At 70.4% G+C, this 14801-nt stretch carries 12 protein-coding genes; 5 read left to right on the forward strand and 7 right to left on the reverse strand.

Going from position 1 to position 14801, the window contains the following annotated elements:
• Positions 1-88 precede the first annotated feature (88 nt).
• Complete coding sequence (locus ACR9E9_RS15485; protein WP_435200042.1) at positions 89-985, reverse strand: LysR family transcriptional regulator; 897 nt, start codon at positions 983-985, stop codon at positions 89-91.
• Positions 986-1075: 90 nt separating this feature from the next.
• Between ACR9E9_RS15485 and ACR9E9_RS15490 the strand changes: the two genes are divergently transcribed.
• A complete protein-coding gene (locus ACR9E9_RS15490; RefSeq protein ID WP_435200044.1) occupies positions 1076-2098 on the forward strand; it encodes a YeiH family protein in 1023 nt (340 codons plus the stop codon).
• Between the two features lie 90 nt (positions 2099-2188).
• Here the strand turns inward: ACR9E9_RS15490 and ACR9E9_RS15495 are convergent, their stop codons facing one another.
• Both ACR9E9_RS15495 and ACR9E9_RS15500 read right to left on the reverse strand, forming a co-directional pair.
• Positions 2189-3559, reverse strand: coding sequence for an MFS transporter (locus ACR9E9_RS15495; RefSeq protein ID WP_435200046.1), 1371 nt, complete (start codon positions 3557-3559; stop codon positions 2189-2191).
• Positions 3559-4836 (reverse strand): hydroxyacid-oxoacid transhydrogenase, encoded by a 1278-nt coding sequence (locus tag ACR9E9_RS15500; protein WP_435200048.1) that lies wholly within the window; start codon positions 4834-4836, stop codon positions 3559-3561. The genes ACR9E9_RS15495 and ACR9E9_RS15500 overlap by 1 nt, the downstream gene beginning before the upstream one ends.
• Before the next feature lie 100 nt (positions 4837-4936).
• Between ACR9E9_RS15500 and ACR9E9_RS15505 the strand changes: the two genes are divergently transcribed.
• Positions 4937-5758 carry an IclR family transcriptional regulator gene (locus ACR9E9_RS15505; RefSeq protein ID WP_435200050.1) on the forward strand — a complete coding sequence of 274 codons (822 nt, stop codon included), beginning with the start codon at positions 4937-4939 and terminating at the stop codon, positions 5756-5758.
• Here the strand turns inward: ACR9E9_RS15505 and ACR9E9_RS15510 are convergent.
• Positions 5684-6472, reverse strand: coding sequence for a GntR family transcriptional regulator (locus ACR9E9_RS15510; RefSeq protein WP_435200052.1), 789 nt, complete (start codon positions 6470-6472; stop codon positions 5684-5686). The genes ACR9E9_RS15505 and ACR9E9_RS15510 overlap by 75 nt on opposite strands.
• Positions 6473-6612: 140 nt before the next feature.
• Positions 6613-8481 (reverse strand): sulfoacetaldehyde acetyltransferase, encoded by a 1869-nt coding sequence (gene xsc, locus ACR9E9_RS15515; protein ID WP_435200054.1) that lies wholly within the window; start codon positions 8479-8481, stop codon positions 6613-6615.
• 162 nt (positions 8482-8643) lie between these two features.
• Here xsc and ACR9E9_RS15520 point away from each other — a divergent pair, with 162 nt between their 5' ends.
• From ACR9E9_RS15520 to ACR9E9_RS15530, 3 genes are read left to right on the forward strand one after another with little or no spacing between them, the layout of a single operon-like run.
• Positions 8644-9480 (forward strand): IclR family transcriptional regulator, encoded by an 837-nt coding sequence (locus ACR9E9_RS15520; protein WP_435200056.1) that lies wholly within the window; start codon positions 8644-8646, stop codon positions 9478-9480.
• On the forward strand, positions 9477-10457 hold the full coding sequence (locus ACR9E9_RS15525; RefSeq protein WP_435200058.1) for an AAA family ATPase: 981 nt from the start codon (positions 9477-9479) through the stop codon (positions 10455-10457). The genes ACR9E9_RS15520 and ACR9E9_RS15525 overlap by 4 nt, the downstream gene beginning before the upstream one ends.
• Entirely contained in the window at positions 10454-12199 is a 1746-nt protein-coding gene (locus ACR9E9_RS15530) for a cobaltochelatase CobT-related protein (protein ID WP_435200060.1), read from the forward strand. Before ACR9E9_RS15525 ends, ACR9E9_RS15530 begins: the two co-directional genes overlap by 4 nt.
• A gap of 5 nt (positions 12200-12204) precedes the next feature.
• On the opposite strand, the gene ACR9E9_RS15535 is transcribed toward ACR9E9_RS15530, so the two are convergent.
• Positions 12205-12987, reverse strand: coding sequence for a hypothetical protein (locus ACR9E9_RS15535; protein ID WP_435200062.1), 783 nt, complete (start codon positions 12985-12987; stop codon positions 12205-12207).
• Positions 12988-13201: 214 nt separating this feature from the next.
• Positions 13202-14572: a PhoH family protein gene (locus ACR9E9_RS15540; protein WP_435203675.1), complete on the reverse strand. Its 1371-nt coding sequence runs from the start codon at positions 14570-14572 to the stop codon at positions 13202-13204.
• Positions 14573-14801 lie beyond the last annotated feature (229 nt).

The raw sequence follows: 14801 nt of genomic DNA on the forward strand, positions 1-14801 counted from the left end.
TCGTCTGCAGTGGCGTGGTCGAGACCACGCCTGATCCACTCAACTCCCCAGCCGGCCCCGCACCACCGGGTCCCTGCGAACGCCGCGGTCATCGCAGGATCACCCGGATGAGGTCGCCGGCCGGCCCCGAAGGGTGGGGGCCCCCGACCCAGACCGCACACAGCTCGCGCTGCAGGCTCCCTTCGGCCAGCGGAACCTCGACGAGGTCACCGTGCTCGAGCGCCTCGCGCACGGCGTACTCACTGAGCACCGCAGGACCGACACCCGCCGACGTGGCGATCCGGACGGCGGCATTGCTCGACATCTCCTGGGTGGGGGACGCGAGATCCAGTCCGTGTCGGCCGAGGGCGTCCTCGAGCGCCCGACGGGTACCGGAGCCCGGCTCGCGCAGCACCAGCGGCGTGACCGCGAGCTGGGCCAGGCTCAGGCTCGAGCGTCGCCGGGCCCAGGGGTGGTCGCCGTCGACGACGACGCACAGCTGATCGCGCGCCACGGGACGGTGGCGCACCTGCGAGGGCACCGTCGTCGTCTCCACGAAGCCGAGGTCGTGGTCGCCCGCGACCACGTGTTCCATGACGTGTTCGGAGTTCATCACCGCGAGGTCGACGTGGACGTCGGGATGTGCGCGCCGGAAGGCCGCCAGCCACTTCGGCACGAGGTACTCGGCGACCGTCATGCTCGCGGCGATCCTCAGCTGGGCGGCCCGGCGACGGCGGAGCGCGGAGGCCGAGAGGGTGAGCCGCTCGGCCGCCTCCAGCACGTCCCTCGACCAGTCGACGAGCAGGGCCCCCTCGGAGGTCAGCCGCGAACCCCGCGGCGAGCGCTCCAGCAGGGTCAGTCCGCATCGCCGCTCGAAGCGCGCGAGGGCCCGGCTGGCCGCGGGTTGGCTCATGCCCAGGCGCTGCGCGGCGGCACCCATGGAACCGAGCTCGGCGACGAGGACGAGCAGCTCGAGGGTGTCCAGGTCCGGCCACTCGTGGATCATCGGATCCCCCCTTTGTCATGCACGGGACGCATGAGCTGATGCCAAATCACCGTCTGGTGGCGACGAGCGCCGGATCCCATGCTCGAGAGCATGGACACCACACGGACCCCGGCCCCCCGGCTCACGCCGACCCCGACCCCGGCAACTCGGCTCGCCCCGGGCCTCGCGCTCGCCTTCGCGGCGGCTGTCGGCGCGTGGGCCGTGCAGCTGGTGGTCCCCGCGCTGAGCGCCCTCCTCGTGGCGATCCTCCTGGGCGTCGTCGTCACCCACGTCTGGCGGATGCCCGAGGCCGTCGGCCCCGGCATGAAGGTCGCTGCCAAGCGGGTCCTCCGCCTGGGCATCGTCGTCCTCGGGCTCCAGCTGGCCCTCGACGACATCCTCGCCCTCGGCTTCGGCGTCCTGGCGGTGGTCGTCGTCATCGTCGCCGGTGGAATCCTCGGCACGCTCGCCCTCGGGAGGTGGATGTCCATCCCCCGCCCGCTGACCATGCTCATCGCCTGCGGCTTCTCCATCTGCGGGGCGGCCGCCGTCGCCGCGGTGGAAGGGAACACTGACAGCGACGAGGACGACGTCGCCTCCGCGATCGGCCTCGTGGTGCTCTTCGGGACCATCATGATCTTCCTCCTCCCCCTCCTGCTCGCCCCGCTCGGGATCGACGACCGCACCCGAGGGCTCATCGCCGGCGGGTCGATCCACGAGGTGGCCCAGGTCGTCGCGGTCGGCGGCATCATCGGCGGCGGGGCCTTGACCGTCGCCGTGGTCGTCAAGCTGGCACGGGTGCTCATGCTGGCCCCGGTGATCTTCACGCTCTCGCTCGTCCAGCGGCGTGCCGGTGGCACGGACGCCGGTGCGCTCCCGCCCATCGTGCCGCTCTTCGTCCTCGGCTTCCTCGCGATGGCCCTCGTGCGTACCTTCCTCCCCCTGCCGTCCGCGGTGCTGGACGTCGGACAGTTCGTGCAGACGCTGCTGCTGGGTGCCGCGATGTTCGCCCTGGGCACCGGGGTGCACGTGAGCCTGCTGAAGAAGGTCGGGGGACGGCCGCTCGTCCTCGGAGTCGTCTCGACCGCACTCGTCTTCGGGCTGGCGTTCATGGGAATGATCCTCCTCGGGTGATCCAGGAACCACCAGCCGGGCCCCGGCGCTGCTCGCAGCGCCGGGGCTCGGCGACGGCATCGGAGTGCGTCGGAGTCGGCCTGACCGGGGTCAGGCCGACTCCTCGACGGCATGGTCGTCGACCAGGTCCTTGGGTCGGATGGCCAGGGTGCACACCAGGCTCAGGAGGCCGATCGCGAGGAAGTACCAGCGCACGTACCCCAGGTCACCACCCGCGCGGGCAAGCAGCCACGTGAGGATCAACGGCGTCAATCCGGAGGCGAAGATCCCGGAGAGCTGGTAGACGATCGAGATCCCCGTGTACCGGACGTTGGCGGGGAAGAGCTCGGTGAAGAAGGCCGCCACCGGCCCGTACATCATGGGGTAGACCACCCCGAGGGACAGTACGACGGCCATGATGACGACCACGGTGTTTCCGGAGTTCAGCATCTCGAAGGAGATCCCCGTCATCACCACCATGGCCACGGTTCCCCATGCATACGTCGTCCGTCGGGTGAACCGGTCGGACAGCTTGCCGAAGACCGGAATGAGCACGACGAGGACCACAGCAGCCAACATGACAGCCGTGAGCATCGTCGACTCCGAGAGTCCGAGGGTCCCCGTGCCGTACGCGATGCTGAAGACGGCCCAGGTGTTGAAGGCGAGCCCCTCGACCCACCGGGCACCCATGCCCAGCCAGAGGTGCTTGCGGTTGACACGCGAGCGCACCAGCTCCAGGACGGGGACGGCGGCCTTCTCCTCCTCCTTCTCGAGCTTGCGGAAGGCAGGGGTCTCCATCACCTTCAGGCGGATGTAGAGGCCGACGAGGACGAGGACGGCGCTCAGGCCGAAGGCGATGCGCCAGCCCCAGGCGAGGAAGGCCTCTTCGCTGGTCACCCAGGTGAGGATCGAGAACACACCGGTCCCCAGCAGCAATCCGATGGCCAACCCCATTTGCGGGACCGAGCCGAAGAGTCCCTTCCTCCCGGGCGGCGCGTACTCGGTCGACATGAGGACGGCCCCGCCCCACTCGCCGCCGATGGCGATGCCCTGTGCGAGACGGAGCACGACGAGCAGGATCGGCGCGGCGACACCGATGGACGCGTAGGTGGGCAGTACACCGATGAGGAAGGTGGCGACCCCCATGATCATCATCGTCGCGATCAGGGTCTTCTTCCTGCCGACGCGGTCGCCGATGTGCCCAAAGATCAGCCCACCGAAAGGACGGGCGACGAAACCCACGGCGAAGGTGGCGAAGGCCAAGAGGGTGCCCACGACGGGGTCCTCCGAGGGGAAGTACAGCTTGTTGAAGACGATGCCGGCAGCCACGCCGTACAGGAAGAAGTCGTACCACTCGACGGTGGTCCCCACGACGGTGGACAGCAGGACGGTACGCAGCTCGGAGCGACTCACCTGCACGCTCTCGCTGCCACCCCCACCATCGGGTGCCCGGTCAACATCCTGGGCGTCACTCGTGACCATCACGACCCCCCGTGCAGCGCCGCACGAAAGATCCCCGTCAGCGCCTCTGGCGTCACCGGCCGGGGGACGACGGACAGTTGGCGGGTCTGCTTCATCGCCCCGGTCACCAGGCCCTCGACGTCGGCCTCCCCGTACCCGAAGTGCCCCAGGTTGTCGGGGATGCCGATGTCCGACATGAGCTGGCTGAGCACACCGGCGAGGGCGTCCGCGCCATCCGTCTGGGTGAAGGTCTGTCCGGAGAGCAGCTGGGCGGCGCGGAGGTGACGCTCGGGGTCACCCGGATAGGTCCATCGGAAGACGTGGGGCGCGGTCACGGAGACGGCCTGGCCGTGCGGCACCATCGGCATCACCGGGTACCCGCTCGCCTGATAGTTCTGCACCGCACCCGCGATGGGGTAGGCATTGGCGTGCGGAAGGTGGGTTCCCGCGTTGCCGAAACCGGTACCGGCGTAGGTCGACGCGAGGAGCATCTGTTCGCGGGCGTGCATGTCGCGGCCATTCATCACCGCCTTGCGTAGGTGCTTGCCCACGAGGGTGAGGGCCATCTCGCACCACACATCGCTGATGGGGTTCGACCCGCAGAAGGCCGGACGCTTCATCGGGTCCTCCGGCGCGGGCTTGGCGTCGAAACTCACGCTCGTATAGCTCTCCAGCGCGTGCGAGAGCACGTCCATCCCGCTGGCTGCGGTGACCTCCGGCGGCATGGTCATCGTCGTCACGGGGTCGATGATCGCGAGCGAGGGCCGCAGGGCGGGGTGGCTGATCCCCGCCTTGAGGTGCTGGTCGAGCAGGTCGATCACGCAGATCGTCGTCGACTCGCTCCCCGTGCCCGCCGTCGTGGGGACGGCGATGAGTGGCTTGAGCGGACGCGAGGGCGCCCGCCCCCCGCCGATGGGTGGGGTGACGAAGTCGAGCAGCTCCCCGTCGTGGGTGGTCAGGAGATTGACCGCCTTGGCCGTGTCGATGACCGAGCCACCTCCGACGGCGACGTAGGCATCCCACTCCCCCTCCCGGGCGAAGGCCACCGCCTCGTTGATGCTCACGTCCGTGGGCTCCACGCCCACGGTCCCGTAGAGCCGGGCGTCGATCTGCTGGGCCCGGATGGACTCGAGGACCCGCTCGGGCGTTCCGGTCGCCACGACCCCCGCATCCGCGAGGACGAGCACCGATCTGCAGCCGCGTGCGGCCAGCTCCGCACCGATCTCGTCGAGCGCACCGTGACCGAATTTCAGCGGCGGAGCCGCCCACGTGAAGACGGATTCGTTGAGAGACGCCATTGTTCCTCATTCCTATAGTGTGGGAGTGGCTCCCATAATGTGGGAGTGATGCTAGGGCAGGAAAGCGCACCTGTGAACCCCCCCACCTAGGATTGACACCGTGGCCACACCTCCCCCTGACCCCGCCAACCACACCCCCGGACGGCCCCACGCACCGGCCGGGACACAGGCCGTGCGACGGGCCGCGGCGGTGCTGGACCTGTTCATGACGAGCGAGCACCCCCTCCCCGTCGGCAAGGTCGCACACGCCCTCGGGCTCTCCTCCGGGACCGCCTCCCGTCTCGTCGGCGCCCTCGTCGCCGAGGGCTACCTGCAACGCTCGCCCGGGGGCGAGTCCTTCCACCTCGGACCCAAGGCCGTGCTCATGGGCCAGGTCGCCGGGAGATTCTTCGGACTGGACCGGGCCACACCCGTCCTCGAGGGCGTGCACAGCCAGTGCGACGAGTCCGTGAACCTCACCGTGCGTGACGGAGGCGAGTCCGTCGTCATGCTGCGCTGGCAGAGCACCCTGCCCCTGCGCTTCGAGCAGCATGCGGGTGCGCGCTTCCCGCTCTACACGACCGCAGCAGGCAAAGCGATGCTCGCCCACGACCCCGATGCCAGCAGCTATCTCGCGGCGCTGCCCCGGAGGCTACCGACGCTGACGTCGACGACCTTGGCGAGTCCGGACGAGCTGAGCGCGGACCTCGAGCGGACGCGCACCCGTGGGTACTCGATCGACAACCAGGAGAACGTCGAGGGTGTCCGCTGCGTCGGCGCCCCCGTGCTCGATCTCGCAGGTCGGGCGCACGCGGCGGTCGTCATCCAGGTCCCCACCGTGCGCATGAGCCGGCCACGACAGAGCGAGTTAGCCCGCCTGGCCGTCGACGCCGCCGCCGAGATCACCAGACTCCTGCCCGCTGACCGGCAGTTGCGCCGATAGCTCCGAGGGAAACTCACCGATGAGCTCCCGCCACGCCTCCACGCCCGAGTGGTCGCCCACCCCGCTGGCCTGACGCATGAGCAGCAGGCCAGTGCGTTCAAGGTGCCGCTCCATGGCGCTGCGCGCGCCGGACGCGTCCCCCAGGCACATCCGGTCCACGATCGGCACGTGCTCGTGGTAGATGTCGAAGAGGCTTCTGGTGCGGCCAGCGGTTGACGCCCCGAGCAACTCCAGGGACTCTCGCAGCCGGGCCACGACTCGAGCAGCCCGGGCATTGCCGGCCAACTCCATGATCAGCTCGTGGAGCGCTCGATCGTGCGCACTGAAACCGCCCTCGTCGCCCTTGAGCGCCGCGCGCTGCATGTCCCGGAGCCGACCGGGCAGCACAGCCCTCGCCCCCTCCACCCCACGGGCCGCGGCAGCAGCCGCCGCCGGCTCGAGCGCCAACCGCAGGTGCACGATCTCGACGACCTCCCGCGGCCCCGGCACGAGCACCCGGAAGCCACGATTCTTCACGAACTGCACCAGGCCCGCCTCGGCGAGCGCGAGCAGGGCCTCCCGGGCGGGACTGCGCGAGATGCCCAACCTCTCGGCCACCGTACTGACCGAGTAGAGCTCCTCCGGGACGAGCTCGCGACGCTGGATCCACGTCCGCACGATCCGTGCCGTCTCATCCGCCATCGACGGAGCACGACCCACACCCTGCGAACTCATCTGCTGAGAGTACGTGGCGACCCAACATGTTACGACTGCCGACACCAGCATCAACTGGTGTCGGCAGTCGGGACATCAGGTGCACCGTCAGCCCCCCGCGGGGCGCCGGCTCACCCTTCGCCCACGGGCGGCGACCTGGCTCAGACGTAGTCCTTGTACTTGTCGAGCAGTCGGACCGGCTTGGAGAGCGCGTCCCGCCGGAACGGGTCACCGAGCTCACGCGTGCACATGATCTCGATGACCGTCGTCCTGCCCTCGTTCATCTGGGCGTCGATTGCCGCGGTCAGTGCGGGACCGACCTCGTCGAGCTCACTGACCGTGACGCCCTCCGCACCCATCGCCCGGGCGATGCCGGCGAAGCTCTCGCTCTCCAGCTCGCCGGCGACGAAGCGGCGGTCGTAGAAGTCGACCTGGTTCTTCTTCTCGGCACCCCACTGGCGATTGTGGAAGACGACCGCCGTGACCGGGATGTCGTGGCGAACGGCCGTGAGCACCTCCCCCATGGACATGCCCCACGCGCCGTCACCGGCGTAGGCGACGGCCGGTCGGTCCATGGCCGCGGCCTTGGCGCCGATGATCGTCGGCAGGGCGTAGCCGCAGTTGCCGAAGCTCATCGGGGCGAAGAAGGAGCGCGGCTCCTCGAAACGCAGGTAGGAGTTGGCGACCGAGTTGATGTTCCCGATGTCGGTGGAGACCATGACGCGCTCGGGCATGGCCTTCTCGAGCTCTCGCAGGACCTGGCGCGGGCTCAGCCAGGAGCCGTCCTCGCCCTTCGCCTCCTCGATCATCTCCAGGCTGTACCCGTCCTTCTCGTGGGTCCACTCGGTGAGCTCCTGCTCCCAGGCGTCCTGCTCGCGCCGCATGGTCTCGACCCGCGCCTCACGATTGTCGTCCGAGCGCAGGTCGCGCACCTCCAGGCGCTCGCGCAGCGCGACCGCCGCCTCGGCGGCGTCGCCGCAGATGCCCACACTGATCTTCTTCACCAGACCGAGCATCTTGTGGTCCGCATCGATCTGGATGATCTTCGCGTCCTTCGGCCAGTAGTCCATGCCGTGCTGGGGCAGGGTCCCGAAGGGGCCGAGGCGCGAGCCGAGGGCGACGACGACGTCCGCCTGCGCGATGAGCTTCATCGCGGCCTTGCTCCCCTGGTATCCGAGGGCGCCGCACCACAGCGGGTGGCTGGCCGGGAACGAGTCGTTGTGGAGGTAGGAGTTGACCACCGGGGCGCCGAGGCGCTCCGCCAGGGCCTTGCACTCCTCGACCCCGTCGGCCATGACGACGCCCCCACCGGAGATGATCACGGGGAACTCCGCCTGGGCCAGCAGGTCAGCGGCAGCGTCCAGGCTGGCGCCACCCCCGGGCCCCCGGTCGAGCCGCTGCGGGGTGGGGATCTCCGTCTCGATCTCACCGTAGAAGTAGTCACGGGGGATGTTGATCTGCGTGGGGCCGATCTCGGTCATCGCGCGGTCGAAGGCGCGCCCCGTCAGTTCAGCCATCCGCTTCGGGTTGTTCACGTGGGCCTGGTACTTCGTGAACTCCTGGAACATCGGGAGCTGGTTGGCCTCCTGGAAGCCACCGAGGCCCATGCCCATCGTCCCCGTCTCGGGGGTGACGATGACGACGGGGCTGTGCGCCCAGTACGCCGCCGCGATGGCCGTGACGCAGTTGCTGATCCCGGGTCCGTTCTGGCCGATGACCAGGCCGTGCTTGCCGGAGACGCGGGCATAGCCATCGGCCATGTGGGCGGCACCCTGCTCGTGCACGACGGGCACGAGGCGGATGCCGGCCGGGGCGAAGATGTCCATGGCGTCCATGAAGGCGGACCCCATGATGCCGAAGATGTCGGTCACTCCGTTGGCGACCATGGTCTCGACGAAGGCCTCGGAGGGGGTCATCCTGGTCACTCCGGAGGTGACCTGCCGGGTGTCCGGCGCCTTCGTGCTCATCTCGCGCTCCGGTGCCGCGTGGCCGTCCCGGCCCATCTGGCGCTCTGGTGTCTGGGTGCTCATGGGACACTCCGATCAAGGTAAAAGTTCTGGATATCGAGACGCTCCACCATGAAAAATGGAACCTAGGGCAACGGTAGGCAGTGTCGCGACGCCTCGTCAAGGGTCTGATCACATTTCCTGAACGCCTTGTTCCGAAAACAGAGACTGGGTACGGTGAGTGCCATGGACACCGACTCCACACCCACGGCCGGGCAGCCGCGCGACATCGGCGGCGAGACGCCGACGCTGCGCGTGTTCTCCCTCTTGGAGCTCATCGCCGCCAAGGACGAGTTCGTCACCTTGCAGGGGCTTGCCGTCGAGTCCGGCCTCCCGAAGCCGACCCTGCACCGCATGCTGCGACAGCTCGAGGACGCCGGTCTGCTCGTGCGCCAGGTCGACGGGCGGCACTACGGGACCGGAGCCCGGTTGCGCGAGCTGGCCGAGGACATCCTGCTCAACGCCGCCCAGTACGGCGCGACGCACGGGGTGCTGCGCCACCTGGCCGAGTCCACCGGCGAGAGCTGCAACCTGACGGCCCTCTCCGGTGACGAGGTCATCTACCTCGACCGCGTCGAGACGACCGCACCCCTGCGCTTCACGCTCGCCGTCGGGAGCCGCGCCCCGGTCCACGCCTCGGCCAGCGGCAAGGTCCTGCTCGCACAGATGACGCCCACCCAGCGCCGGAAGCTGCTGAGCCACTCCCCCCTTCCTGCGCTGACGCCGGCGACCCTCACCGACCCCGATGATCTCGAGAGGAGCCTCGAGGCGGCCCGCACCCAGGGGTGGGCCATCGACGACGAGGAGTTCCTCCCGGGCCTCGTGTGCATCGCGGTCCCCATCCCCAGCGACCGCGGTCGCAGCAACCGGTGCCTGGCGATCCAGGCCCCGGCCATGCGACTTCCCGCCGCCGAGGCACCCAAGCTCGTCGAGCCCCTCATGGCTGCCGCCGCCTCGATCGCCACGATCGAGAGCGAGGGGTCCACCGACACCGACACCCGCGAGACGCAGGAGGTCTCATGATCCCTGACACCACGGTCGACGTCCGCGAGACCTTCGGCATCGACACCGACCTCGTCGTCCCGGCCTTCCGGGAGACCGGCGAGCACGTCCCCCGCCTCGACCCGACCTACCGACTGCAGCCGGCGGTGACCCGGGCCCTGCTGGCCGGATTCGCCCACAACCGCCGCGTCCTCGTCCAGGGCATGCACGGCACGGGCAAGTCGAGCCACATCGAGCAGGTCGCGGCCCGACTCAACTGGCCGTGCGTCCGCATCAACCTCGACGGGCACATCACGCGCCTCGACCTCATCGGGAAGGACGCGATCACCCTGCGCGACGGCCAACCGGTCACGGAGTTCATCGAGGGCATCGTGCCGTGGGCGCTCCAGCACGGGGTCGCCCTGGTCTTCGACGAGTACGACGCGGGGCGACCGGACGTGATGTTCGTCATCCAGCGACTCCTCGAGAGGGAGGGCCGCCTGACCCTGCTCGACCAGTCCCGCGTCCTCGACCCCGACCCCGGCTTCCGGATCTTCGCGACGAGCAACACCGTCGGTCTCGGCAACGTCACCGGGATGTACCACGGCACCCATCGCCTCAACCACGCGCAGCTGGACCGCTGGGACATCGCGGCCACGCTCAACCACCTGCCCGCCTCCGAGGAGGCCGCCATCGTCACGGCCCACGTGCCCGGCATCGCCGCCGACCGTGACCTCGTGGCCGGCATGGTGCAGTTCGCGGGCCTGACCCGCGCGGCCTTCTCCGCGGGCGACCTGGCCACCCTGATGTCGCCGCGCACCGTCATCGCGTGGGCGGAGAACATCGACCTCTTCGAGGACCTCGGCACGGCGCTGCGCTACACCTTCGTCAACAAGTGCGACCCGGACGACGAGCCGGTCGTGGAGGAGCTCTTCCAGCGCTGCTTCGACCGCGAGCTCGACCTGCTTGCCGGGCCGACCGGACCTCGAGAGGCCACGCTCGCGGGTTCGGCACGGTGATCGACCCGGCAGCGCCCCTGCTCACCGGGCGGGAGACGCCGCAGGAGGCCGCGCGGACGCAGGAGGCGGTGGTGCGGCTGTCCGGTGCCGCGGCGCGGGCCGTGAGCCACCGCCCGGACCTGGGGCGCCAGTGGTCGCGGTGGCAGCTCAGCCGACGACCGGTCCCGGCGCGGGCACCCCACCTGCACCCGGCGGCACACGTGGACGACTGGGCCAGCCACCGGGGCGCCACGGACGCCGTGGCCCTCCTCGTGCGGCACAGCGACCCGGCGACCTTCCTCGCGACCACCCCCGGTGACGACCTCGTCGCCGACCTCGTCTTCGCGATGCTCGAGCAGATCCGCGTCGAGTCCCTCGCCGACCCCCGGCTGCCCGGTCTGGTGAACAATCTGGAGCACCGCTTCGACGCGTGGACTCGACAGCTCGTGGGCAGCGACCTCCTCGAGACCGAGCAGGGTCTGCTCGTCCTCACGATCGCCCAGATCTGTCGCTCCCGCGTCCTCGCCCGGGGGATCGACGACCGGGTCAGCGATCTCATCGAGCACACGCGATTCACCATCGCCGGTGCGATCGGGGGCCCGCTGGCGCGGCTGCGGACGGCCCGGCACGACCAGACCGCCTACGCGGAGCCGGCGGGAGAGCTGGCCCGGGTGGCGGCCTCGCTCGTGGCCGCCGCCCGCGCGGCCGAGGGCGAGGAGGTCGACCCTGCCGACGACCCGGAGGACACCGGCACGACGGCCCTCTCCCTCCTCGTCGGTTTCGACGAGGGCGAGGGCCCCGCGGGCCGGCTCGACCTCGCGCGCAGCGAAGCGCTGGCGACGGGTGATGGCGGCTACCGGGTCTTCACCAGCAGGCACGACCGGTGCGACCCCGCCCGGGCCCTCGTCCCCCCGAGCGACCGCGCCGCGCTGGACGAGAGGCTGGACCACCTCGTGCGCGACAGCGGGCTGAGCGTCGCCCGACTCGCCCAGGCCATGGGCCGCACCTTCGCCAGTGCCGAGACCACGGGCTGGGAGGTCGACCTCGAGGAGGGTGAGCTCGACCCGGCCCGGTTGACCCGGCCGGTCACGCGCACCGGGGATGCGCGCGTCTTCCGCTCCCGTCATGACCGACCCTCGACCACGACCGCCGTGACGGTCCTGCTGGACTGCTCGGGCTCGATGAAGGCGCACCGCGAGCGGATGGCCCCCCTCGTCGAGGTCTGGGGCCGGGCGATGAACCGCGCCGGGCTGTCCGGCGAGATCCTCGGGCACACCACCCGCTCGTGGGGTGGGGCACTGGTCCGCCGCGACTGGCAGCGGGCCGGACGCCCGACGCGCCCCGGCCGACTGGCCGAGCTGCAGCACCTCGTCCTGCGCGATGCCGAGGCGACACGGGGCCGTGACGTCCAGGCCTCCGCCCTGCTGCGCACCTCCGCCTACCGGGAGAGCGTCGACGGCGAGGCGATCCTCTGGGCCGCCGAGCGCCTGCGCTCGATCGAGGCCCGACGTCACGTGCTGGCGGTCGTCACCGACGGCTCACCGATGGAGACCTCGACGAGTCGGGCGAATGACGGCGCCTACCTCGACCACCACCTGGCCGACGTCATCGCCGACCTGGACCGCTCCAGCGACATCGAGCTGGTCGGGGTGGGCGTGGGCCTCGACCTGTCCGGCTGGTTTTCCCGCTACCACGTGCTCGACCTGACGGCTCCCCTCCCGCACGTGGCCCGGGAACTGCTGACCACGCTCAGCCGGGGGTGACCCGGTCAGTACCAGTGCGGGTCCTTGCTGTCCCAGAAGGACTTCGCCTCACAGGGGCTGCCGTAGCTGCTCTTGATGTAGTCCAGACCCCACTCGATCTGCGTGATCGGGTTGGTCTTCCAGTCGGAGCCCGCCGAGGCCATCTTGCTCGCCGGCAGGGACTGCGGGATGCCGTAGGCGCCGGACGAGGAGTTGGTCGCGTCGTGCTCCCAGTCGCTCTCGCCGATCCACAGCGAGTCCAGGCAGCCCCACTCGGCGTCGCCCCAGCCACGCTCACGCATCAGCTCGATGGCGTAGGGCTTGGGGTCCTTGCGGATCGTGGCGAGCTGCGCCTGGGTGAAGTCGCGCTCGCCGACCGGCTTGGCCTCGTTCTCGCGCTTCTTCTCGGCGCGGGCTGCCTTCGCCGCCTTCGCCTTGCGCTCGGCGGCGGCCTTCTTCTTCGCCGCCGCCTCCTTCGCGCGTTCGGCCACCTCGCGGCGGTCCTGCTCGCGGGAGGCGCTGCGGGAGACATTCGTCGAGCGGCGGTCCTCCGCCAGTCGCGCGATGTCCGCGGTGACGGTGTTGGTGGCCGGTGTCTGCGCGGGCTCGCTCGTCGCGGAGGACGCCGCGGTCGCGTCGCCGGGGTGGGAGGGGTCCCCGATGGCGACGGTGGCTCCGACGGAACCGAGCAGTGTCACGGCCAGTGCGCCACCGACGACGGGCCGGCGGACTGCTGAGAGCACCGCGGACGCACCGCGACGGCCGCCCGTGGACGGCCCGTGCCGCGGCGTGTAGCTCGACGAGCCCACGTCACCAGCTCCTTCCACGACGACAGCCACTCCAAGGAGTGGCTGTGGGGAGGCGGCCCACCCGGACGCGAACCGCCGTTATCAGTTCGAGACCTTAACGGACAGCACTCCTCGACGCCACCCGGCCCCCACAGGCGAAGGGGGCGCCCCCACAGGCGAAGGGGGTGCCCCCGCCGGTGATGGCGGGGGCACCCCCTTCGTCCGGGGCCGTCGCTCAGACGTCCACGCCCTCGAGCAGGTCGGTCACGAGCGCCGCGATCGGGCTGCGCTCGCTGCGGGTGAGGGTGACGTGCGAGAAGAGCGGGTGCCCCTTGAGGGTCTCGATCACCGCGGCGACCCCGTCGTGGCGCCCCACGCGCAGGTTGTCGCGCTGGGCCACGTCGTGGGTGAGGACGATCTTCGAGTTCTGCCCCACGCGGGACATCACCGTGAGCAGGACATTGCGCTCCAGGCTCTGCGCCTCGTCGACGATGACATAGGCGTCGTGCAGGCTCCGACCGCGGATGTGGGTCAGCGGGAGCACCTCCAGCAGGTCACGGTCGAGGATCTCCTCGACGACCTCCTTGGAGACGACGGCGCCGAGCGTGTCGTGCACCGCCTGGGCCCAGGGGCCCATCTTTTCCTGCTCGCTCCCGGGCAGGTAGCCGAGCTCCTGACCGCCGACGGCGTAGAGCGGGCGGAAGACCATGACCTTGCGGTGCTGACGTCGCTCCATCACCGCCTCGAGGCCGGCGCACATCGCGAGCGCGCTCTTGCCGGTCCCCGCTCGGCCACCCAGGCTGACGATGCCGACGTCCGGATCGAGGAGGAGGTCGAGGGCGATCCGCTGCTCGGCCGAGCGTCCGTGCAGCCCGAAGGCGTCCCGGTCGCCGCGCACGAGACGCACCTGCTTGTCCGCGCCGACGCGTCCGAGTGCGCTGCCGCGCTCGGAGATGATCTTCAGCCCCGTGTGGCAGGGCAGCTCGGCGGCGGCGAGGTGCTCGACCCGGCCGGTCTCGTAGAGGTGGTCGACGTCCGCGCCACCCATCTCGACCTCGGCCATGCCCGTCCAGCCGGAGTCCGCGCGGGTCTGCTCGTGCCGGTACTCCTGGGCGTCGAGGCCCACCGCGGATGCCTTGACGCGCATCGGCAGGTCCTTGGACACGATGGTGACGTCGGCGCCCTCGAGAGAGAGGTTCTTCGCCACGGCGAGGATCCGGGTGTCGTTGTCCCCGAGGCGGAAGCCGGAGGGCAGCGCCATCGGATCGGTGTGGTTGAGCTCCACCCGCAGGGTGCCCCCCTCCTCACCCACCGGCACCGGGGCGTCGAGCCGGCCGGCCTCGATCCGCAGGTCGTCGAGGAGGCGAAGGGCGGTCCGCGCGAAGTACCCCAGCTCCGGGTGGTGGCGCTTGCCCTCGAGCTCGGTGACGACGACGACCGGCAGGACGACCTCGTGCTCCTTGAAGCGCATCACTGCCCGTGGATCGGAGAGCAGGACCGAGGTGTCGATGACGTAGGTGCGAGAGCCCTCGTCACGGGGTGGCAGGTCCACCGGGTCGGGCGCGCCGTCACGCTGCGTGCCAGAGGGGGTGACGGTCTGGGTCATCAGGTCGTCCACGTCGGTCTCCTCCACGGGGCGCCGCGCCGCCAGGCGCGTGCGCGCCTACTCTCGGTGCTGGTGCCGGGACCGGGCCGTGGGCGTGAGCCGGGGCCGGGTCCGACCCCTTCCGCTGAGCAACAGCTCCATGCCTGAGGCCTCCCGAACGATCTGCGATGTGCAGTCCGTCACGCTCAACGTACGACCGGATCGCGCGGCCGCACGCGACCGCGGGGGC

It is taken from the genome of Janibacter sp. GS2 (genome assembly GCF_051200835.1).
In the GTDB taxonomy this organism is placed as follows: Bacteria; Actinomycetota; Actinomycetes; order Actinomycetales; family Dermatophilaceae; genus Janibacter.

Excerpts from the sequence above, each read along its gene's own strand:
- ACR9E9_RS15525 (WP_435200058.1), top strand. The coding sequence starts at position 9,477 with ATGATCCCTGACACCACGGTCGACGTCCGCGAGACCTTCGGCATCGAC.
- ACR9E9_RS15510 (WP_435200052.1), bottom strand. The coding sequence starts at position 6,472 with ATGAGTTCGCAGGGTGTGGGTCGTGCTCCGTCGATGGCGGATGAGACG.
- ACR9E9_RS15540 (WP_435203675.1), bottom strand. The coding sequence starts at position 14,572 with ATGACCCAGACCGTCACCCCCTCTGGCACGCAGCGTGACGGCGCGCCC.
- ACR9E9_RS15495 (WP_435200046.1), bottom strand. The coding sequence starts at position 3,559 with ATGGTCACGAGTGACGCCCAGGATGTTGACCGGGCACCCGATGGTGGG.
- ACR9E9_RS15490 (WP_435200044.1), top strand. The coding sequence starts at position 1,076 with ATGGACACCACACGGACCCCGGCCCCCCGGCTCACGCCGACCCCGACC.
- ACR9E9_RS15485 (WP_435200042.1), bottom strand. The coding sequence starts at position 985 with ATGATCCACGAGTGGCCGGACCTGGACACCCTCGAGCTGCTCGTCCTC.
- xsc (WP_435200054.1), bottom strand. The coding sequence starts at position 8,481 with ATGAGCACCCAGACACCAGAGCGCCAGATGGGCCGGGACGGCCACGCG.
- ACR9E9_RS15500 (WP_435200048.1), bottom strand. The coding sequence starts at position 4,836 with ATGGCGTCTCTCAACGAATCCGTCTTCACGTGGGCGGCTCCGCCGCTG.
- ACR9E9_RS15520 (WP_435200056.1), top strand. The coding sequence starts at position 8,644 with ATGGACACCGACTCCACACCCACGGCCGGGCAGCCGCGCGACATCGGC.